This is a genomic window from Lysinibacillus sp. EB271-A1-10B, from assembly GCF_058791335.1.
Window position 1 is genome coordinate 24,732 of record NZ_JBYTDL010000005.1, and the last position, 16,644, is coordinate 41,375.

A 16,644-nucleotide genomic window follows, 5' to 3' on the forward strand; every position below is an offset into this window, starting at 1 on the left:
AAAATGAGGATATGAGACCAACTATCAGTCTATATCCTCAAATCAAACTATCACTATTTTTTATTCTTCAATATTATGCAATAAGAAGCTTGTCGCCATTTGGAACTGTAAATCATTTTGACGATCCTCTTTATATTTTTTCAACGTTTCGTTTAAGCTGTTAAAGAAGGTAGTGTCCATATTAAAATTCCCTTCTGCTTTTTTCACCTTCTTATCGTCTCGATAAAGTTTAACAGCCTCCTCCGTTGATTCATCCAAGTAACCGTCTAAACGAGCAATTTTATACCCTAGCATTTTTAAAGCATTTTGAGTATAAGCAATTTCCTCACTCATGTCGCCCTCTTTAAACTTCCCTGATAGTGGGTGCATTTGGAAAGCAAACAATTCATTTTGTTCAATCACTAAGTTAGCCTCAATACCTTGCTTATGAATCCATTCACGCTTTGGTGTCAGCCATTTATTTGTAGACAATTTAAGCTCTCCACCATTTTTCAGTGACCAAGACTCCTGTACTGTTCCTTTTCCGAAACTCTTAACACCAACAAGGGAAGCACGTCCCCATCCTTTTAAAGCGCCACTAAGCACTTCACTAGCAGATGCACTGCCCGCATTCTGTAAAACAACAATCGGAATTTTGTACATTGACTGTAAATAATTCTCGTCAAAGCTTTTTGATTCCGTTTTTAATGGTTCCATAGCACCTTCAGCATTTTGCATATAGGCAAACACTTTGCCATTCTCCAAAACTGTGCTCAGTAGCGCTGCGACGCTATGTAAATAACCACCTGGATTATCTCGCACATCGATCACTAACCCTTTTATATCTTTTCGAAGCAACTTACTCGTTTCGGCAACCCACTCATTTGCTGTTTTCTCACCAAAAAGTGAGATTTCCACATAACCTATCGGCGTATTTTCTACGTTCACTACTTCGCTCGTCACTGTTTTATTAGAAATTGCTGCTCGTTCCATCGTCATTTTAATATGTTTATCTTCACTCGGACGATAGACGACAATCGTAACTTTCGTCCCTTTCTCCCCTTGAATTAAATGCATTAATTCACTCATCTTTTTACCTTCCACTCGAGTGCCATCAACTTGTACAATTTCATCGAGAGAGCGCATCCCTGCTTTATCTGCTGGGGACGAACGGACTGGAGACACAACAATAAATTTCCCGTTATTTTCAGTTAGCTCAATCCCAATACCCACTCTTTCCTCAGCTAACATTTGTCGGTGCTGTTCCGCCTCTTCCTTCGAATAATAGGTACTATAAGGGTCCTTAATAGCATCTGCCATACCACGAAGTGCCCCTTCCACCAACGCATCTTTTTTCGTACTGTATACAGATTTTTTTTCAATTAAATTCATCGCTTCATTAATCGAATCAACCTCTGTAACGACCGGTTCCTTATTATCCCCTAAATTAAACCAGTCAAAATAAATGCCACTCCCTAACAATAGACTACTAGCAAGTACGCCAACACCCGCCATCATTTTGCGCAAACCTTCCCTCCTCCGTCTCTTTTACTGTATGAATTTTATTTTTCAAACATACAAGATTAAGCTTCAAAATACTTTGTTGAATCCTATGATTTTTGTTTCGCTAGTATTCTATTGTGTATCGCAGGCTTTCTATTTCGTAGCGTAGGTATTCTATTTCGGATTAAGGGGATTTGCATTTCCTAGCGCGAGTGTTCTATTGCGGATCGTGGGGGTTTGCATTTCCTAGCGTGGGTGTTGTTTCGCTGTTCACGGGTATTTACCTTCTTTTCGCGGGTATTTACCCTCCTTCCGCGGGTATTTTCTCCATTCGCGGGTATCTCCTTTCCTTCCGCGGGTATTCTCTCCTCATTCGCGGGTATTCACCCTCCTTCCGCGGGTATCGCCTTTCCCTCCGCGGGTATTCTCCCCATTCGCGGGTATCTCCTTCCCCTCCGCGGGTATTCTCTCCCCATTCGCGGGTATTTAATAAACAAGGAAATACTCACATAAAAAAATCTGCTTCGTTTCTTCTGGCAAACGAGCAGATTCTTTCCAAATTTATTTTTTGCTTAGTCCATTGCATCTACATAGCTTTTTAACATTTCCGCATTCATCGGCCCTCTAATAGCACGTTGAATATATCCATTTGAATCAATAAAATAGGTTGTGGGAATCGTTAGTACTTGGTAGTCTAAGCCGGCTGAGTTTTTCGGGTCGAGTAAAATAGGGAATGTTAGATCGAAACTTTCTCTAAATGTCATGACAGAATCTATTTTTTCGTCCTCTGTAACGTCTCGTTCAGCCTTTGTTAAATTGACAGCTATTATTTCTACATTATCTTTTTTAGCATTTTGTTCGTAATAATTTTGCATATGTGGCATTTCTGCCTTACATGGTGGACACCATGTTGCCCAAAAGTTTAACACGACTTTTTTTCCGCGAAGCTCACTCAATGTCACATCTTCGCCATCCAAACTTGTTAAAGTAAAATCCGGTGGTGTATCTCCATTTTTTAAACCAATCTTTCGTTCGTCCATTTCTTTCCCTAGAGAAGCTGTTTCAATTTCACGATCTTCATCAATCTGCTGTTTAACATATGTACCAATCATCGCGACTACTAATAACACGACGATAAGTAGTCCAATATTTTTTTTCATTCCTTACCTCCATATGATTTAGTTACGCCAGCTAGACGCTGAATCCCTATACCTACTATAAATAATACAACGCTCACTCCTACAGCCGGTTGCCATAAACCAAGCGGCTGAAAGAAGGCCACAATGATAAGACCACACGTATATAAAAATAATGCACGATTGATAGCGGTTATTTTCCATAATATGAGGACTGTTAGTGTGCTTAGTACAAGTAGAGTAATCACTTCGCTATTGGTTGGATTATCATTTAGTAACACTACAAGGCATTGATAGCTCGATTGCGTTAAAATGATTGCCCAGCTACAAGCAACAATTCCAGTTTCGTCAAAGTGGATTTTTTTTCGATTCCACAAAATCTGTAGTGAGACTGCCATAACTCCTAAAAAGACACCGATTGTTCCACCATTGAAATAAAGGAGCGCAAACGGCTGAGCAATAACAGCTTTAAAATCAGTGACGATTACGCTAAATTTCCAAACGAGAATAAAGGTAAAAACCGCGTCTCCATATACCCCCGCCCATTTTTTCGGAAACTGTACCCGTATAACGAGCCACACAATAAAAAACGCCACAAGCAGAGCGACAGCAGTTGCTGGTAATGTTAATGTCCGGATAGAGAACCATTCTGTATTATTCACCTAATAAATCCCCCACAAAAAAAGATAGCTTCAGCATAGCATATATTCTTTATATGAACTGTCATTTCACAGTGTGTTCAAAAAATCTCCCTGAAACATGCAAAAAATAGCCTTTTGCTGAGCAATTTCATTCAAATACCCACAGAGGTATTCACACTATAAATATATTACATCAAATGGTGCCACACTAGGAAAAAGGCTTCCACATAATACTAGTTCTTAACAAATGTGAATGGCAAACAAAAAAGCTATACATTAGAAGAACTCTAATGTATAGCTTTCAATATGTTTATACCGGAATATATTTTAATGGATTCACACTTCCGACTGCTTGTCCTCGCCAAGCGCCGATGTGCACTTCAAAGTGTAAGTGAGGTCCTGTTACACGTCCAGTCATACCCATTGTTCCTATTTGCTGACCTTGGGATACTTCTGAACCAACACTAACATTGAAAGAATTTAAGTGTGCATATACTGTCGTATGAATTTCGCCATTGATAGAATGCGTAATGATAACAACATTACCATACGAGCTAAGTGGTGCAGCGTAAGAAACAACACCGTCAGCAGCTGCCCAAATTGGAGTACCTGTGCTATTTGCAAGATCGACCCCATAGTGGAATTCTGGGCCTGCGCCAATATTACGCCAGCCATAAGGTGATGTTAAACGACCATTTGTTGGCTTAATCCATGTACCATTCGATGGTGGCGCTTCGACTGTTGAAGACCCTCCACCACTATTACTGCTTGAACTGTTTGAATTACTTGAATTAGATGCTTTTGCTGCGGCTGCGGCTGCAGCAGCTGCCTTACGTTTCTCTTCTTGTTGACGAGCAATTTCAGCTAATCGATTTTGCTCATTAATGATTTTTTGTTGTAAATCCGCACTAATCTCAAGAGCCTCAGAATATTCTTTTTCAAGCAATACTTTTTCAGTCTTCAGCTTTGCTTGTTCTTTTTCTAATTGATCAATTAATTTGTTTTTCTCAGTCTTTTGACTATTTAATGATGCTTTTAAACGATCAAGCTCGGCTTTTTTGTCTTCAAGCTTTTGGCGTTTGCTTTCTAAAACTTGCTTTTGTTCCTCTAACTTTTGCTTATCCTCTTTTTGATCTTGGATAATTTGACGATCCGCCTCTAGTAAAGCATTAACAGCAGAGAATCGATCGATAAAATCTACGAAGCTATTAGAACTAAGCAGTACATCTATATAGCTAACGGAACCACCCGCCTGAATGGCACGAGCACGATCCTCTAACAATAAATCACGCTCTTCAATTTTGCGTAGAAGCTCGGCTATATCATCTTTTAAAGACTTTATTTCTTTATTTGTAGATTGAATTTCTTCCAATACATTTTTAATATTGCTATTCGTTTTATCAATTTCAGCATTTAATGTTTGAATTTGATCTAATATTTTTTGCTGCTTGTCTTCATTTACATTAATAGCATTTGATTTATTATTGATGGATGAATTTAAGCCATCTTTCTTTGATTCAATTTGTCTTTTTTCATCTTTTAAATCCGATAAACTATTTGCATAAGCTGATGGAGTTTGGATAAAAAGACATAGTGCAGATGCTGCAGCAAGTGATTTCATTAAGTTTTTCGCCATACTTTTCACCGGTTGAACTCCTTTTCGACTATTAATTTTGGTTGATGCTTGTCCTGCTTCACAAAGCTAAATTTTTAAAAACTTACGTACTGACATGAAACTTCCCCAAATACCGATTAGCACACCGATCAGTAATAGTAGAGCGCTTACTTGGTACACAAGAGGTGAGAAATCAAGTACTTGGACAAGTTCGCCTTTTAATCGAGGCGCAATAATTTTATATACATTGTGGTAAAGAGTTGCGATGACCGCAATCGGAATAATAGAACCTAAAATTCCGAGCCACATTCCTTCTAATAAAAATGGGATACGCACGAATGAATTCGTTGCTCCTACAAGTTTCATAATTTCTATTTCATCTCGACGCGCAATAATAGTAATTCGAATCGTATTAGAAATTAAGAAAATTGCTGTAAATAATAATCCTAAAATAAGCACAATCCCTACGTTACGGCTAATATTCAAGAAGTTAAACAGCTTTTCAACTTTGCCTTCACCATACATAACGTCATATGTATAATTAAATTTATCAATTGTTTTAGCAACTTTAGCTGTTTGCTGAGGATCTGAAGCCTTCACATAAATAACATTACGTAATGGGTTACTTTGCTCAAATAGTTTAAAATCGTCCCCAAAATCTTTTACTAATTTAGATAATTCATTTTCTCTTGTCGAATAAGTCATCTCAGCGATATCTGGCAATTTCTTAATTTTTTCCATGAGCGCTTTTTCATCAGCTTTACCTGCTGTTTCATCAATTAATACTTTAATTTCAACATCGTTTTCTAAATCAGATGCTACTTTATTTAAATTCATCATGATAAGCGCAAAGACGCCTACTAATATTAATGTAACTGTAACTGCACTTACGGAAGCAATAGTCATCCAGCTATTACGACCAAGAGACTTTAAACTTTCTCTAAAGTGACGTTTTACCGTATTAATTTTCATAGCCGTAGTCACCTCCGTGCTCATCACGGACAATCATTCCGCCTTCTACTGCAATTACTCGACGACGAATCGTATTTACGATTTCACGGTTATGTGTTGCCATTACTATAGTTGTACCTCTCGCATTAATTTCTTCAAATAAATTCATAATATCCCAAGACGTTTCAGGGTCAAGATTCCCGGTAGGTTCATCCGCAATAACGACCTTCGGCACATTCACGATTGATCGTGCAATCGAAACACGCTGCTGTTCGCCACCTGACAGTTCATTAGGGAACATTCTTGCCTTTTGCTTCAGTCCTACAAGCTCTAAAACCTCCATCACTCGGCGGCGAATTTCTGCTGGTTCTTCCTCGATTACCTCTAGAGCAAACGCTACATTTTCATAAACATTCAAACGAGGTAAAAGTTTAAAATCTTGGAAAACCACTCCGATTTGACGACGTAAAAAAGGTACTTTTTTATTTTTCAAGGAAGCTAAATCTATACCATTAACAGTGATTTCTCCCGAAGTAGCTTTTTCCTCGCGATACATTAATTTAATGAATGTAGATTTACCTGCTCCACTTGGACCTACAACGTAGACAAATTCACCTTGCTTTATGTTAACGGAAATTCCATTTGTCGCAACAACACCATTTGGGTATTTCTTTGTCACATTTTTCATTTCTATCATATTTAAACCACCTAAATCTCTTACATGTAAGAGGTATTTCGTAACCTATTATAACACTCAATTTCTACCTTTATTATTACAGTTTCATTTCATTCCGTGGTAGTTCCTGTTATTTCGTTATCTGATTGCCATAAATGTGTTACAACCTCGACAAACAAAATAACAGAAATCGAGCCCATTAGAGGAAATTCGATTTCTGCCTTTCTAAAGTTTTTAAGCAAAAAAAGCATTCAAACTATGTTAGTATACATAGCCTGAATGCTTTTGTTAGTTAAACAGTTTGCTCGTCAGTCGTTGTATAGCGTACTAAAACTGCACCTGTTTTAGACTCACCTTCGATAAATAGACGATTAGCATTCTCTACTTCTTTATCGAAACGTACGACTTTTGATAAAAATTGATCTTGTGATTCAATTTTTGAAGCATCTTGAATACCTACATCTACTTTACCAAAATTCGTAACAATTTTACCGCTTAACGATATTGTACGTGGCACATACAATTCAACGGCTCCTGCGACTGTTTGTGCTTTGATTTTCGATGAATTAGTAGAGCAAGTTGTGACCACAACATGTCCATTAACCGATTTTGCTTCAACTTCATCCAATGCGCCATCTAAATAAACACGGCCATTCAATGTTTCAGCCTCTAAATCTTTACCACGAACATTTGTTAATTCAATGGAACCATTAGAAGAATCCACTTCTGCCTTTCCAAAGTTAAATTTAGAGCCTTTAATCGCACCGTTTAATGTCTTTACTTTTAAATGCTCGAAGTCCGTATCTTGTAAAGTAACACTTCCGTTCATTAAACGTACTGATAATTTTTCTAATTTATCCTTTGGAACAAGGACTTTCACATTTACTTGCACTAGCTTAAGTTGACTTAAGATTCGTAATGAATCTCCATCTTCTTTGACAACGAATTGCTCTAGGAAATTAGCACGTGTTTCCTCTTCACTATCATTAACAAGAGGTGCCTTTACCTTGCAAACGACTTGGAAGCTATCTCCTTCAGCGGTTTCTAATGAAAAATTGCCATTCGGTAATTCAGCAATTATTTTATCTACATGTTCAGCTGCAACTTCTTCCGTATGTGTAAACTCAAATTTATCACCAAATGGAGAAGCTACATCAAATTCTTTGACCTTTTTTACTGCCGTATTCATCATATCCATAAAAAGTGAACCAATTTGTGATAAATCTTTACGGAAGTCCTTCATTTCTTCTTGGAAATATTTAGGGAAATCCTCGTCTTTTTGCGATTGTTCACTCTTAGGACTTTCACCTTTAAATACTGACTCTTTTTCTGTTTGGGAATGCTGGCCCTCATTTGACACATCATTCATAACATGTTGAGTGGACTTGCTAGGTTGCTCTAATGCTTCTAATAATGTAATCGCCTCTTGCGCTGAAATTGTTCCTTTTTCCACAAGTTCTAAAATTCGTTGACGTTCATTTTGCATAATTAAAATTAGCCTCCCTCAGTTCGTTATAGTATTTATACGAAACACATTGTGAAAAGTTTCACCCAAAAACAAAAAATTGGGAAAATATCTTATTTTAGGCACATTACCATAAGGTGTGGTTGATTTCCGTTCCGGCTGGGCGCATCCAGCCGGAACGAAGATCAACTTATTCATATGACATTCGTTTTAATAGAATGTCACCCAACTTTTGAAGTTTATCGATTAACTTTCACGTTTTATTACCCTACTTTTAGTTCTTATCGACATCCACCTTCCCAGTATGCCCCTAACGTAAAAAAAGTTCGCAAATTGCGAACTTTTTTAGTGGGTACTTTATTGAGAAGCCTTGGCTAAAGCATCTTCCATACGTAGACGATCTCTTGTTAATATTGGCTTTAAATATTTACCTGTATATGAGCCGCTGACTTCAACGACTTCTTCTGGCGTACCTGTCGCCACAATCGTACCACCTTTGTCGCCACCTTCAGGCCCTAGATCGATAATGTAGTCTGCTGTTTTGATGACATCTAAATTATGTTCGATGACTAGCACTGAATCGCCATTTTCTACAAGGCGCTGTAAAACAACGAGTAAACGTGCAATATCATGCGCATGTAAGCCTGTTGTCGGCTCATCTAAAATATAGAATGATTTACCTGTTGAACGACGGTGTAATTCAGAGGCTAATTTTACACGCTGAGCCTCACCACCAGATAACGTTGTGGCAGGTTGTCCTAATTTCATATAACCTAATCCTACATCCACGATTGTTTGTAGCTTACGCTGGATTTTCGGAATATTTTCGAAGAATACGACTGCGTTTTCAATCGTCATATCTAAAATATCTGCAATGCTCTTATCTTTATATTTCACTTCAAGTGTTTCACGGTTATAACGCTTTCCATGACAAACTTCACATGGCACATAAACATCTGGAAGGAAATGCATTTCAATTTTTATAATACCGTCACCACGACAAGCCTCACAGCGACCTCCCTTAACGTTGAAGCTAAATCTACCTTTTTTATAGCCACGTACTTTTGCTTCGTTTGTTGTTGCAAAAACATCTCGAATATCATCAAAAACGCCTGTATACGTAGCAGGATTTGAGCGAGGTGTACGACCGATTGGTGATTGGTCAATATCTATAACCTTTTCGAGTTCATCAATCCCCGTTACCTCTTTATGTTCGCCGGGCTTCACCTTTGAACGATTTAGCTTTTGAGCTAAGGACTTATATAAAATTTCATTAATAAGCGTTGATTTACCTGAACCTGAAACTCCAGTTACAGCAACGAATAAGCCAAGTGGCACATCCACTTTCACATTTTGAAGATTATTTTCTTTGGCACCTTTAATCGATAATTTACGTCCATTCGGTTTACGGCGCTCAATTGGCAGTGGAATAAACTTCTTACCGCTTAAATATTGCCCCGTCAAAGACTCTTCATTTTCCATTACTTCCTGAGGTGTTCCTGCCGCTACAATTTGACCGCCATGCACACCTGCACCAGGACCAACATCAATAAGATAATCCGCCGCCAGCATTGTATCTTCATCGTGCTCGACAACAATAAGCGTATTGCCAATATCACGCATATTTTGCAATGTGCTAATAAGTCGATCATTATCACGTTGGTGCAAGCCGATTGATGGCTCATCTAAAATATAGAGAACACCCGTTAAGCGCGAGCCGATTTGCGTTGCAAGGCGAATTCGTTGAGCTTCTCCCCCTGAAAGTGTTCCTGCCGCTCGACTTAATGTTAAATAATCTAGCCCTACATTGACAAGGAAGCCAAGGCGCTCTTCAATTTCACGTAAAACAAGTCGAGCAATTTTCATATCCTTTTCTGATAAATCCAGCTCTTTGAAAAATGTATCAGCTTCCTGAATCGAATACTGTGTCACTTCACCAATATGCTTATCTGCTAGCTTTACAGCTAATGTTTCAGGCTTTAAGCGATACCCTTTACAAGATGGACATGCTTGCTGGGCCATATATTTTTCCATTTGTTCACGCACGTAATCAGACGTTGTCTCCTTAAAGCGGCGCTCCACATTACGGACAACACCTTCGAATTCAATCATTTGATCTCGCACATTGCCAAACTCATTTTCATAATGGAAATGGATTTTATCTTTACCAGAACCATATAAAATTTTATCCATCTTTTCTTTCGGTAGATCCTTTACAGGTACGTCCATCGGGATATCATAATGATCGCACACAGCCTTTAATAACTGAGGATAATATTGAGAGCTTGTCGGTTCCCACGGTGCTAAAGCATGCTCTAATAAACTTCGATCCCAATCGGGTACTACTAATTCAAGATCAACCTCTTGTGTCGAGCCTAAACCATCACAGCTTGGACAAGCTCCGAATGGACTGTTAAATGAAAACATACGAGGCTCTAGCTCACCGATTGAAAAACCACATAATGGGCAAGCATGATGCTCACTAAATAATAATTCCTCATGTTCCATCACATCGACAAGTACTCGCCCATCTGCCAAACGTAATGCTGTCTCTAAGGAATCACTAAGACGTGCCGCGACGCCTTCCTTCATCACAACACGATCGATGACTACTTCTATTGAATGTTTTTTATTTTTATCAAGTTCAATCGAATCATCTAAATCACGTAGCTCACCGTCGATACGTACACGAACAAAGCCTTGCTTTTTTAAATCTTCCAGTAGCTTTACATGTGTTCCCTTACGCCCTGCTACCATTGGAGCAAGCAACTGCATTTTCGTTCTTTCTGGATAAGTTAATAAACGATCGACCATTTGCTCAATCGTTTGAGAGGTAATTTCTATACCGTGATTTGGACAAATAGGCTTACCAATACGTGCATATAGCAAACGTAAATAATCATAGATTTCCGTTACTGTCCCAACTGTCGAACGTGGGTTACGGCTCGTCGTTTTTTGATCGATTGAAATAGCAGGAGATAATCCCTCTATCGCATCGACGTCTGGTTTATCCATTTGACCAAGGAATTGACGGGCATAGGCTGAAAGGGATTCTACATAACGACGTTGTCCCTCGGCATAAATCGTATCGAACGCTAATGATGATTTCCCTGAGCCCGATAAACCTGTTAGCACGACTAATTGATCGCGTGGAATTGTGACATTAATATTTTTTAAATTATGTGCTCGTGCGCCCTGCACGACTATTTCAGTATTTTTCACAAGCCGTTCACCCTTCTAATTTCAATTCAAATATTGTATCGCGCAACTCAGCAGCACGTTCGAAATCGAGTGCTTTTGCTGCTTCCTTCATTTCTAATTCTAGCGTAGCAAGTAACTGCTCTTTTTCCGCCTTCGTCAGCTTCTTACCTTTTGTAGCCTTCGCTACATAAGTCTCTTCTTCCTCTGCCACCTGTGTCGCACGAATAACATCAGGAATTTTCTTCACAATCGTTTTCGGTGTAATACCATGCTCCTCGTTATACGCCATTTGCAATGCTCGACGACGTTTCGTTTCCTCAATCGCCTTTTTCATCGAATCCGTCATATTATTTGCATACATAATGACATGACCATTAGCATTACGCGCGGCACGTCCAATCGTTTGAATTAATGAACGCTCTGAACGTAAAAACCCTTCCTTGTCAGCATCTAAAATTGCCACAAGAGAAACTTCAGGAATATCTAGCCCTTCTCGCAATAAGTTAATGCCGATTAGAACATCATAAGTACCTTTTCGCAGCTCACGAATAATTTCAATTCGCTCTAGCGTCTTAATCTCTGAATGCAAGTACTCCACCTTTAAGCCCATCTCTTTCAAATAAGCTGATAAATCCTCTGACATTTTTTTCGTCAACGTTGTAACGAGCACTCGTTCATCACGAGCAATACGACCTTGAATCTCATCGATTAAATCATCAATTTGCCCTTCAATAGGACGTACGTCAATTTGTGGATCAAGCAGCCCAGTTGGACGAATAATTTGCTGCACCATTTCCGGCGTATGCTCAAGCTCGTACGGACCAGGTGTCGCCGATACATAAATAGCTTGATGTATATGTTTCTCATATTCTTCAAAACGTAAAGGGCGGTTATCTAGTGCTGATGGCAAACGGAAGCCATGCTCAACTAGCACACCTTTACGTGCTTGGTCACCGTTATACATCCCTCGAACTTGTGGCAAAGTAACGTGACTTTCATCGACAACAAGTAAAAAATCATCAGGGAAATAGTCAAGTAGTGTATATGGCGTCGCCCCCGCTTCACGCAATGTTAAATGACGCGAGTAGTTTTCAATCCCCGAGCAAAAGCCCATTTCACGCATCATTTCTAAATCATAACGAGTGCGTTGCTCTAAACGCTGCGCCTCCAATAATCTATCCTCTGAACGCAAAAGAGCTAAACGCTCCTCCAACTCTTTTTCAATATTATCAATAGCTTTTAGCATTTTTTCTTCTCGTGTAACGAAGTGGGACGCTGGGAAAATAGCAACATGATCACGCTCTGCTAGTATTTCTCCAGTTAACGCATCCACCTCTCGAATTCGATCAATCTCATCCCCGAAAAATTCCACGCGGATACAATGTTCATCACGGGATGCAGGGAAAATTTCCACTACATCACCACGTACCCGAAACGTCCCACGTGTAAAACTCACATCATTACGCTCATACTGTACATCGACCAATTTTCGAAGCAACTGATTACGTTCAATTTCCATTCCCGTACGCACTGATACGACCAGTTCACGATATTCTTCTGGAGAACCTAGACCATAAATACAGGACACGGATGCAATAATAATGACATCATCGCGCTCGAATAATGAAGATGTCGCAGAGTGACGCAACTTATCAATTTCATCATTAATGCTTGAATCTTTCTCGATATAAGTATCCGTCTGCGGTACATAAGCCTCTGGCTGAAAGTAATCATAGTAGCTAACAAAGTATTCAACTGCATTATCAGGGAAGAACTCTTTAAACTCACTATATAATTGACCCGCTAGTGTTTTATTGTGTGCCATAATAAGTGTCGGTTTTTTTACTTCTTTAATGACATTAGAGATCGTAAACGTTTTTCCCGTTCCTGTTGCCCCAAGCAACGTTTGATGACGTTTACCTGCACGTACACCCTCCACTAATTCCGCAATTGCCTGTGGCTGATCCCCATTAGGCGTATATGGCGCTTGTAAATCAAATGTTTGCACACATGTCCCCGTCCTTTCCTTCCAATTTGTACATATATTTTAGCATAGCGTTATTAAAATTTCGAACATTTAACGAACGAATGTTTGTAAATATTTTCTCATTTGCTCTATTTGCGATGAATCCAACAGAACGTATGTACTACAATGATTAATCGGAACCTCTCTATCAATAGATTACCCTTTCCAAATGTTAGCTAATCGGGATAGGACGATGTAAATACATGATCTTAGCAGGAAATTCACTGTTTGGTGACGAATTGCTCGCCGGGTTTAGGTTTATTAAAAGGTTATGTAAGCGGAGCCTAGGGGTTTTGATTGGGTTGCTGGGGGGAACTGATCAGCTAGCTGAATTACTGCTCGGGTTACCAGTAAAACTAATCGGCTCGGTTGGAAAATTATATTTTTAAGTAAATAGTTTGAAATACTAAAAAGTAGAGAAAGTGAGATTTGCCTCACTTTCTCTACTTTTTTATTTTTGTGAATTAATAGGGAGCGTAACCTCTAACTCAGGAATATATTGAATCTTTGGCTCACCATTTTCATCCATTTGAAATGCTCCCATTTCATTTTCATCAAAGAGGTGTATATATGGCTTAAGAGTTAATGTTTTGGGAATAGATTCAAATGGCTGGAATCTAAGATCAGAGATATGAATGTTTCCATCTGTAGCATTCCAACCATTTCCGCCAATTAATTTAAGTTTATGGCCTTGATCATCAAAAATATCTACACCCATCGTTAGTAAAGGTAGCGTGAAAATTGAGTTGTCAGTTAAAACAACTCGTGTAGTTAATCCTGTCGTTATTGGTGTAAATTCGACTTTTTCAACACTAAAATGAATATTTTTGTATTCTCGACTTACATTAGGTTGTAAAGTCAGATAGTTTTCGATTTTATTCACAGGAATATCAATTTTGAAAGGATCCTGTATGCCATCTATTGTAGCCGATACTGTTAAATCAAACTGTTCTGGGAAAGGACTTCCTCCCTGGTTTCTCAAATCAGAAAACTCAATAATAGCAGAATCATTATCTTTACCTGGCTTCGTAACAATTCCAATAGATTTATCCGGAGCAAAGGATTCAACAGGAGCATCATTAATGAGCAATTCGATATTATTGATACGTTCCATTAACGTTTCTTTCTCATCTTCTTTATGAGGGCGTTCAATAGCTATTGAAACGCGTGTACCGTCATACACTACTTCTGATACATTTAATGTAAAATCATCATGAGTAGCACTTGTATTAAGTTTCGTTGAGAGCCCTTTCTCATCAGCAGTTTGCAGGCCAAGATCACCAGCGAGTTTGAAAATAGAAGAAAGCACGGGAACTTGTTTGATCGTTGCAGCCAAAGTTGGTGAAACTAAACTAGAAATAAATATAAGACTAAAAATCATTGCTGCAGAGGCCGTAATCATCATTACTTTTTGACGCTTGTTCTTAGAAGTTCTAAAGCTTTCTGGCTGCTTTGTATAACGAGTACTTTCGAATTTGTTCATTGTACGATTAACTAAATCAACTTCCATTGGGGTTTCTCGGATTAATCTTTCTAACTGATCTAACGCTTTATCCTCCTGTTTTGAACGAGTGTTCATAACTTTCCCCTCCTAACTTATTCTTTTTCAACAATTTTTTACGTAATCGTTCATATTTTTTTCGAACAGTAGTTGGCTTAAGTTCCATAATAGAAGCAATTTCGTCGAAGCTATAATCCTCTATTGACCGAAGTAGCAGAATCCTTCTTTCGTCCATATGTAACTGTTCTAATAACTCATGAATGATATCGTCATATTGAAATCCTTGTTCATGAGTGTGCTTGTACGCATGATCTTTCTTAAAACTTGTCCAAAATTTAAAACCTTTATTTTTCTTTTTTATTAAATCAATACAGTGATGATGAGCAATCTTATAAAGCCATGCTGAGAAAGAAACAGTATAAGAAAAATGACTAATATTCTCTAATCCCTTTATAAAAATATCTTGTGAAGCATCCTCAGCTTCTTCTTTATTTCCTAAAAGATAGTAGCAGTAAATATAGATTGGCTTTTGAAAACAACGAATTATTTCTGTATAGGCATGAATATTGCCTGTTTGAACTTGTTCCACGATAGATTTTATATCTAAATCGGCTTTTTCCTTGGAGTTATTCAGTACAGTCAAATCTCTCCCCTCCTTTCTAACCTATATAACTGAAATTAATGGGGATTTGTGACACTATAAAAAAACTTTTCGGGAAAAATAAAAAAAGAGAGACACAACTTGGGATGCTTTACTTCTTTAACGGTGTATAGAATCCTGGCAAAAGAGACTCCAAAATGTCTTCTTTTCTTCTCTGAGCCTTCTACATACTCTACACTCCTAACGAATTCAAGGTATCCACTCATCAATTTTACAAATAAAATCACAAAAAAATCCCACCCTCCAATATCAGAGAGCGGGCTCGTCATATTATTCAGTTGTATCTTGGTGTAAAGCTACTAGTTCGGTTGCGTATAGATGAAATGCATTTTCATCTTTGTCATCGAGTGCTCTATCTATCAGAACCATGAGCTGCTCTTCACGATGCTTACGCTGGATATGATTTAAAAATAAATCTAAATAAATCTCGTTTAATAATTTCTCTGCCTCATCAACTTTCTTTGTCTGACCAACGGCTTTTAGAAAATCTGTATACGAATAATATTTATCCAACGATCTCACCTCGATCCTTTTCTAAATTATAAGAAAATTGAAATTAAAATGCAATGCTTTAGAACTGAAAATCACTTCGATTTACTATTAATCTCGTGCTATTTTAAGCAATTTTTCTAAGCAATTGCTTGAAATAGCACGAACTTCCTTCTTTTATCTATATTTTCTGAATTTATTTTTGTGTTATACACTTCAAGAAGAAATAGAAAAGGAGGCTTACATAGATGTCAGCAAACTACGTCAATGGATATTTACTTTCTTTTAACACCTATTTACTTCAGCCAGTTCAGTACGACTCTAAAATTTTCACTCGGGTAATCGATAAGCATAATGAACTTATTGTTACACGGAGGCCAATGCATATATTACGGAAATCTTGTATTTCACTAGGTACAACCTATGAAGCAGCGAAGCATTCCGCTAAACGCTTCTTCGGCAATCAACATAAGCTTCCAATCGTTGTTGCTTATGATTATGGTTATCCGTGTATTTTTCTACCAATCTATTCGCCAAACTCTGTCCACAACATCTGGATTGGACTTCACGCCATTTCGAATATTGTACCGAGTAAAACGGGCTGTATCGTCACACTGAAAAACGATAAACAAATTGAATTACCCATTCAATATGCTTCGATTAGCAAGCAATTTGTCAATGCATCGATGTTATATAAGCATTACATGAATGAGCGCAAGCAGATTAGTCAGGACACCCCGAATCACCCACCTTTTTAAAGCAATGAATTTCGCTTTGGTGTAATTGTAGTGAAAATAAAA

General features: G+C 38.2%; 13 protein-coding genes. 1 reads left to right on the top strand and 12 read right to left on the bottom strand.

What is annotated here, in order from left to right:
• Nucleotides 1-60: 60 nt before the first annotated feature.
• The 12 genes from AC3WSK_RS09040 to AC3WSK_RS09095 form a co-directional block, all read right to left on the bottom strand.
• On the bottom strand, nt 61-1,497 hold the full coding sequence (locus AC3WSK_RS09040; RefSeq protein WP_240518174.1) for a S41 family peptidase: 1,437 nt from the start codon (nt 1,495-1,497) through the stop codon (nt 61-63).
• Nucleotides 1,498-2,054: 557 nt separating this feature from the next.
• The gene (locus tag AC3WSK_RS09045) at nt 2,055-2,642 is read right to left on the bottom strand and encodes a peroxiredoxin family protein (protein WP_427481828.1); all 588 of its coding nucleotides are present in this window, start codon (nt 2,640-2,642) and stop codon (nt 2,055-2,057) included.
• Nucleotides 2,639-3,280 carry a hypothetical protein gene (locus AC3WSK_RS09050; RefSeq protein WP_079559536.1) on the bottom strand — a complete coding sequence of 214 codons (642 nt, stop codon included), beginning with the start codon at nt 3,278-3,280 and terminating at the stop codon, nt 2,639-2,641. The genes AC3WSK_RS09045 and AC3WSK_RS09050 overlap by 4 nt, the downstream gene beginning before the upstream one ends.
• A gap of 289 nt (nt 3,281-3,569) precedes the next feature.
• Nucleotides 3,570-4,904, bottom strand: coding sequence for a murein hydrolase activator EnvC family protein (locus tag AC3WSK_RS09055; RefSeq protein WP_079559535.1), 1,335 nt, complete (start codon nt 4,902-4,904; stop codon nt 3,570-3,572).
• A gap of 57 nt (nt 4,905-4,961) precedes the next feature.
• On the bottom strand, nt 4,962-5,846 hold the full coding sequence (gene ftsX / locus AC3WSK_RS09060; RefSeq protein ID WP_079559534.1) for a permease-like cell division protein FtsX: 885 nt from the start codon (nt 5,844-5,846) through the stop codon (nt 4,962-4,964).
• A complete protein-coding gene (ftsE, locus tag AC3WSK_RS09065; protein ID WP_079559533.1) occupies nt 5,836-6,522 on the bottom strand; it encodes a cell division ATP-binding protein FtsE in 687 nt (228 codons plus the stop codon). Before ftsE ends, ftsX begins: the two co-directional genes overlap by 11 nt.
• Nucleotides 6,523-6,793: 271 nt before the next feature.
• Nucleotides 6,794-7,987, bottom strand: coding sequence for a DUF4097 family beta strand repeat-containing protein (locus AC3WSK_RS09070; RefSeq protein ID WP_492411752.1), 1,194 nt, complete (start codon nt 7,985-7,987; stop codon nt 6,794-6,796).
• 336 nt (nt 7,988-8,323) lie between these two features.
• On the bottom strand, nt 8,324-11,188 hold the full coding sequence (gene uvrA, locus AC3WSK_RS09075; protein WP_427481823.1) for an excinuclease ABC subunit UvrA: 2,865 nt from the start codon (nt 11,186-11,188) through the stop codon (nt 8,324-8,326).
• 7 nt (nt 11,189-11,195) lie between these two features.
• Nucleotides 11,196-13,175: an excinuclease ABC subunit UvrB gene (gene uvrB, locus AC3WSK_RS09080; RefSeq protein ID WP_427481821.1), complete on the bottom strand. Its 1,980-nt coding sequence runs from the start codon at nt 13,173-13,175 to the stop codon at nt 11,196-11,198.
• Between the two features lie 469 nt (nt 13,176-13,644).
• Nucleotides 13,645-14,772 carry a DUF4179 domain-containing protein gene (locus AC3WSK_RS09085; protein ID WP_492411755.1) on the bottom strand — a complete coding sequence of 376 codons (1,128 nt, stop codon included), beginning with the start codon at nt 14,770-14,772 and terminating at the stop codon, nt 13,645-13,647.
• Nucleotides 14,744-15,337, bottom strand: coding sequence for an RNA polymerase sigma factor (locus tag AC3WSK_RS09090; protein WP_492411757.1), 594 nt, complete (start codon nt 15,335-15,337; stop codon nt 14,744-14,746). The genes AC3WSK_RS09085 and AC3WSK_RS09090 overlap by 29 nt, the downstream gene beginning before the upstream one ends.
• A gap of 288 nt (nt 15,338-15,625) precedes the next feature.
• Nucleotides 15,626-15,868, bottom strand: a complete 243-nt coding sequence (locus AC3WSK_RS09095) for an IDEAL domain-containing protein (protein WP_079559527.1) — start codon at nt 15,866-15,868, stop codon at nt 15,626-15,628.
• Between the two features lie 224 nt (nt 15,869-16,092).
• Between AC3WSK_RS09095 and AC3WSK_RS09100 the strand changes: the two genes are divergently transcribed.
• The gene (locus AC3WSK_RS09100) at nt 16,093-16,602 is read left to right on the top strand and encodes a competence protein ComK (protein ID WP_079559526.1); all 510 of its coding nucleotides are present in this window, start codon (nt 16,093-16,095) and stop codon (nt 16,600-16,602) included.
• The last annotated feature ends 42 nt before the right edge of the window (nt 16,603-16,644 follow it).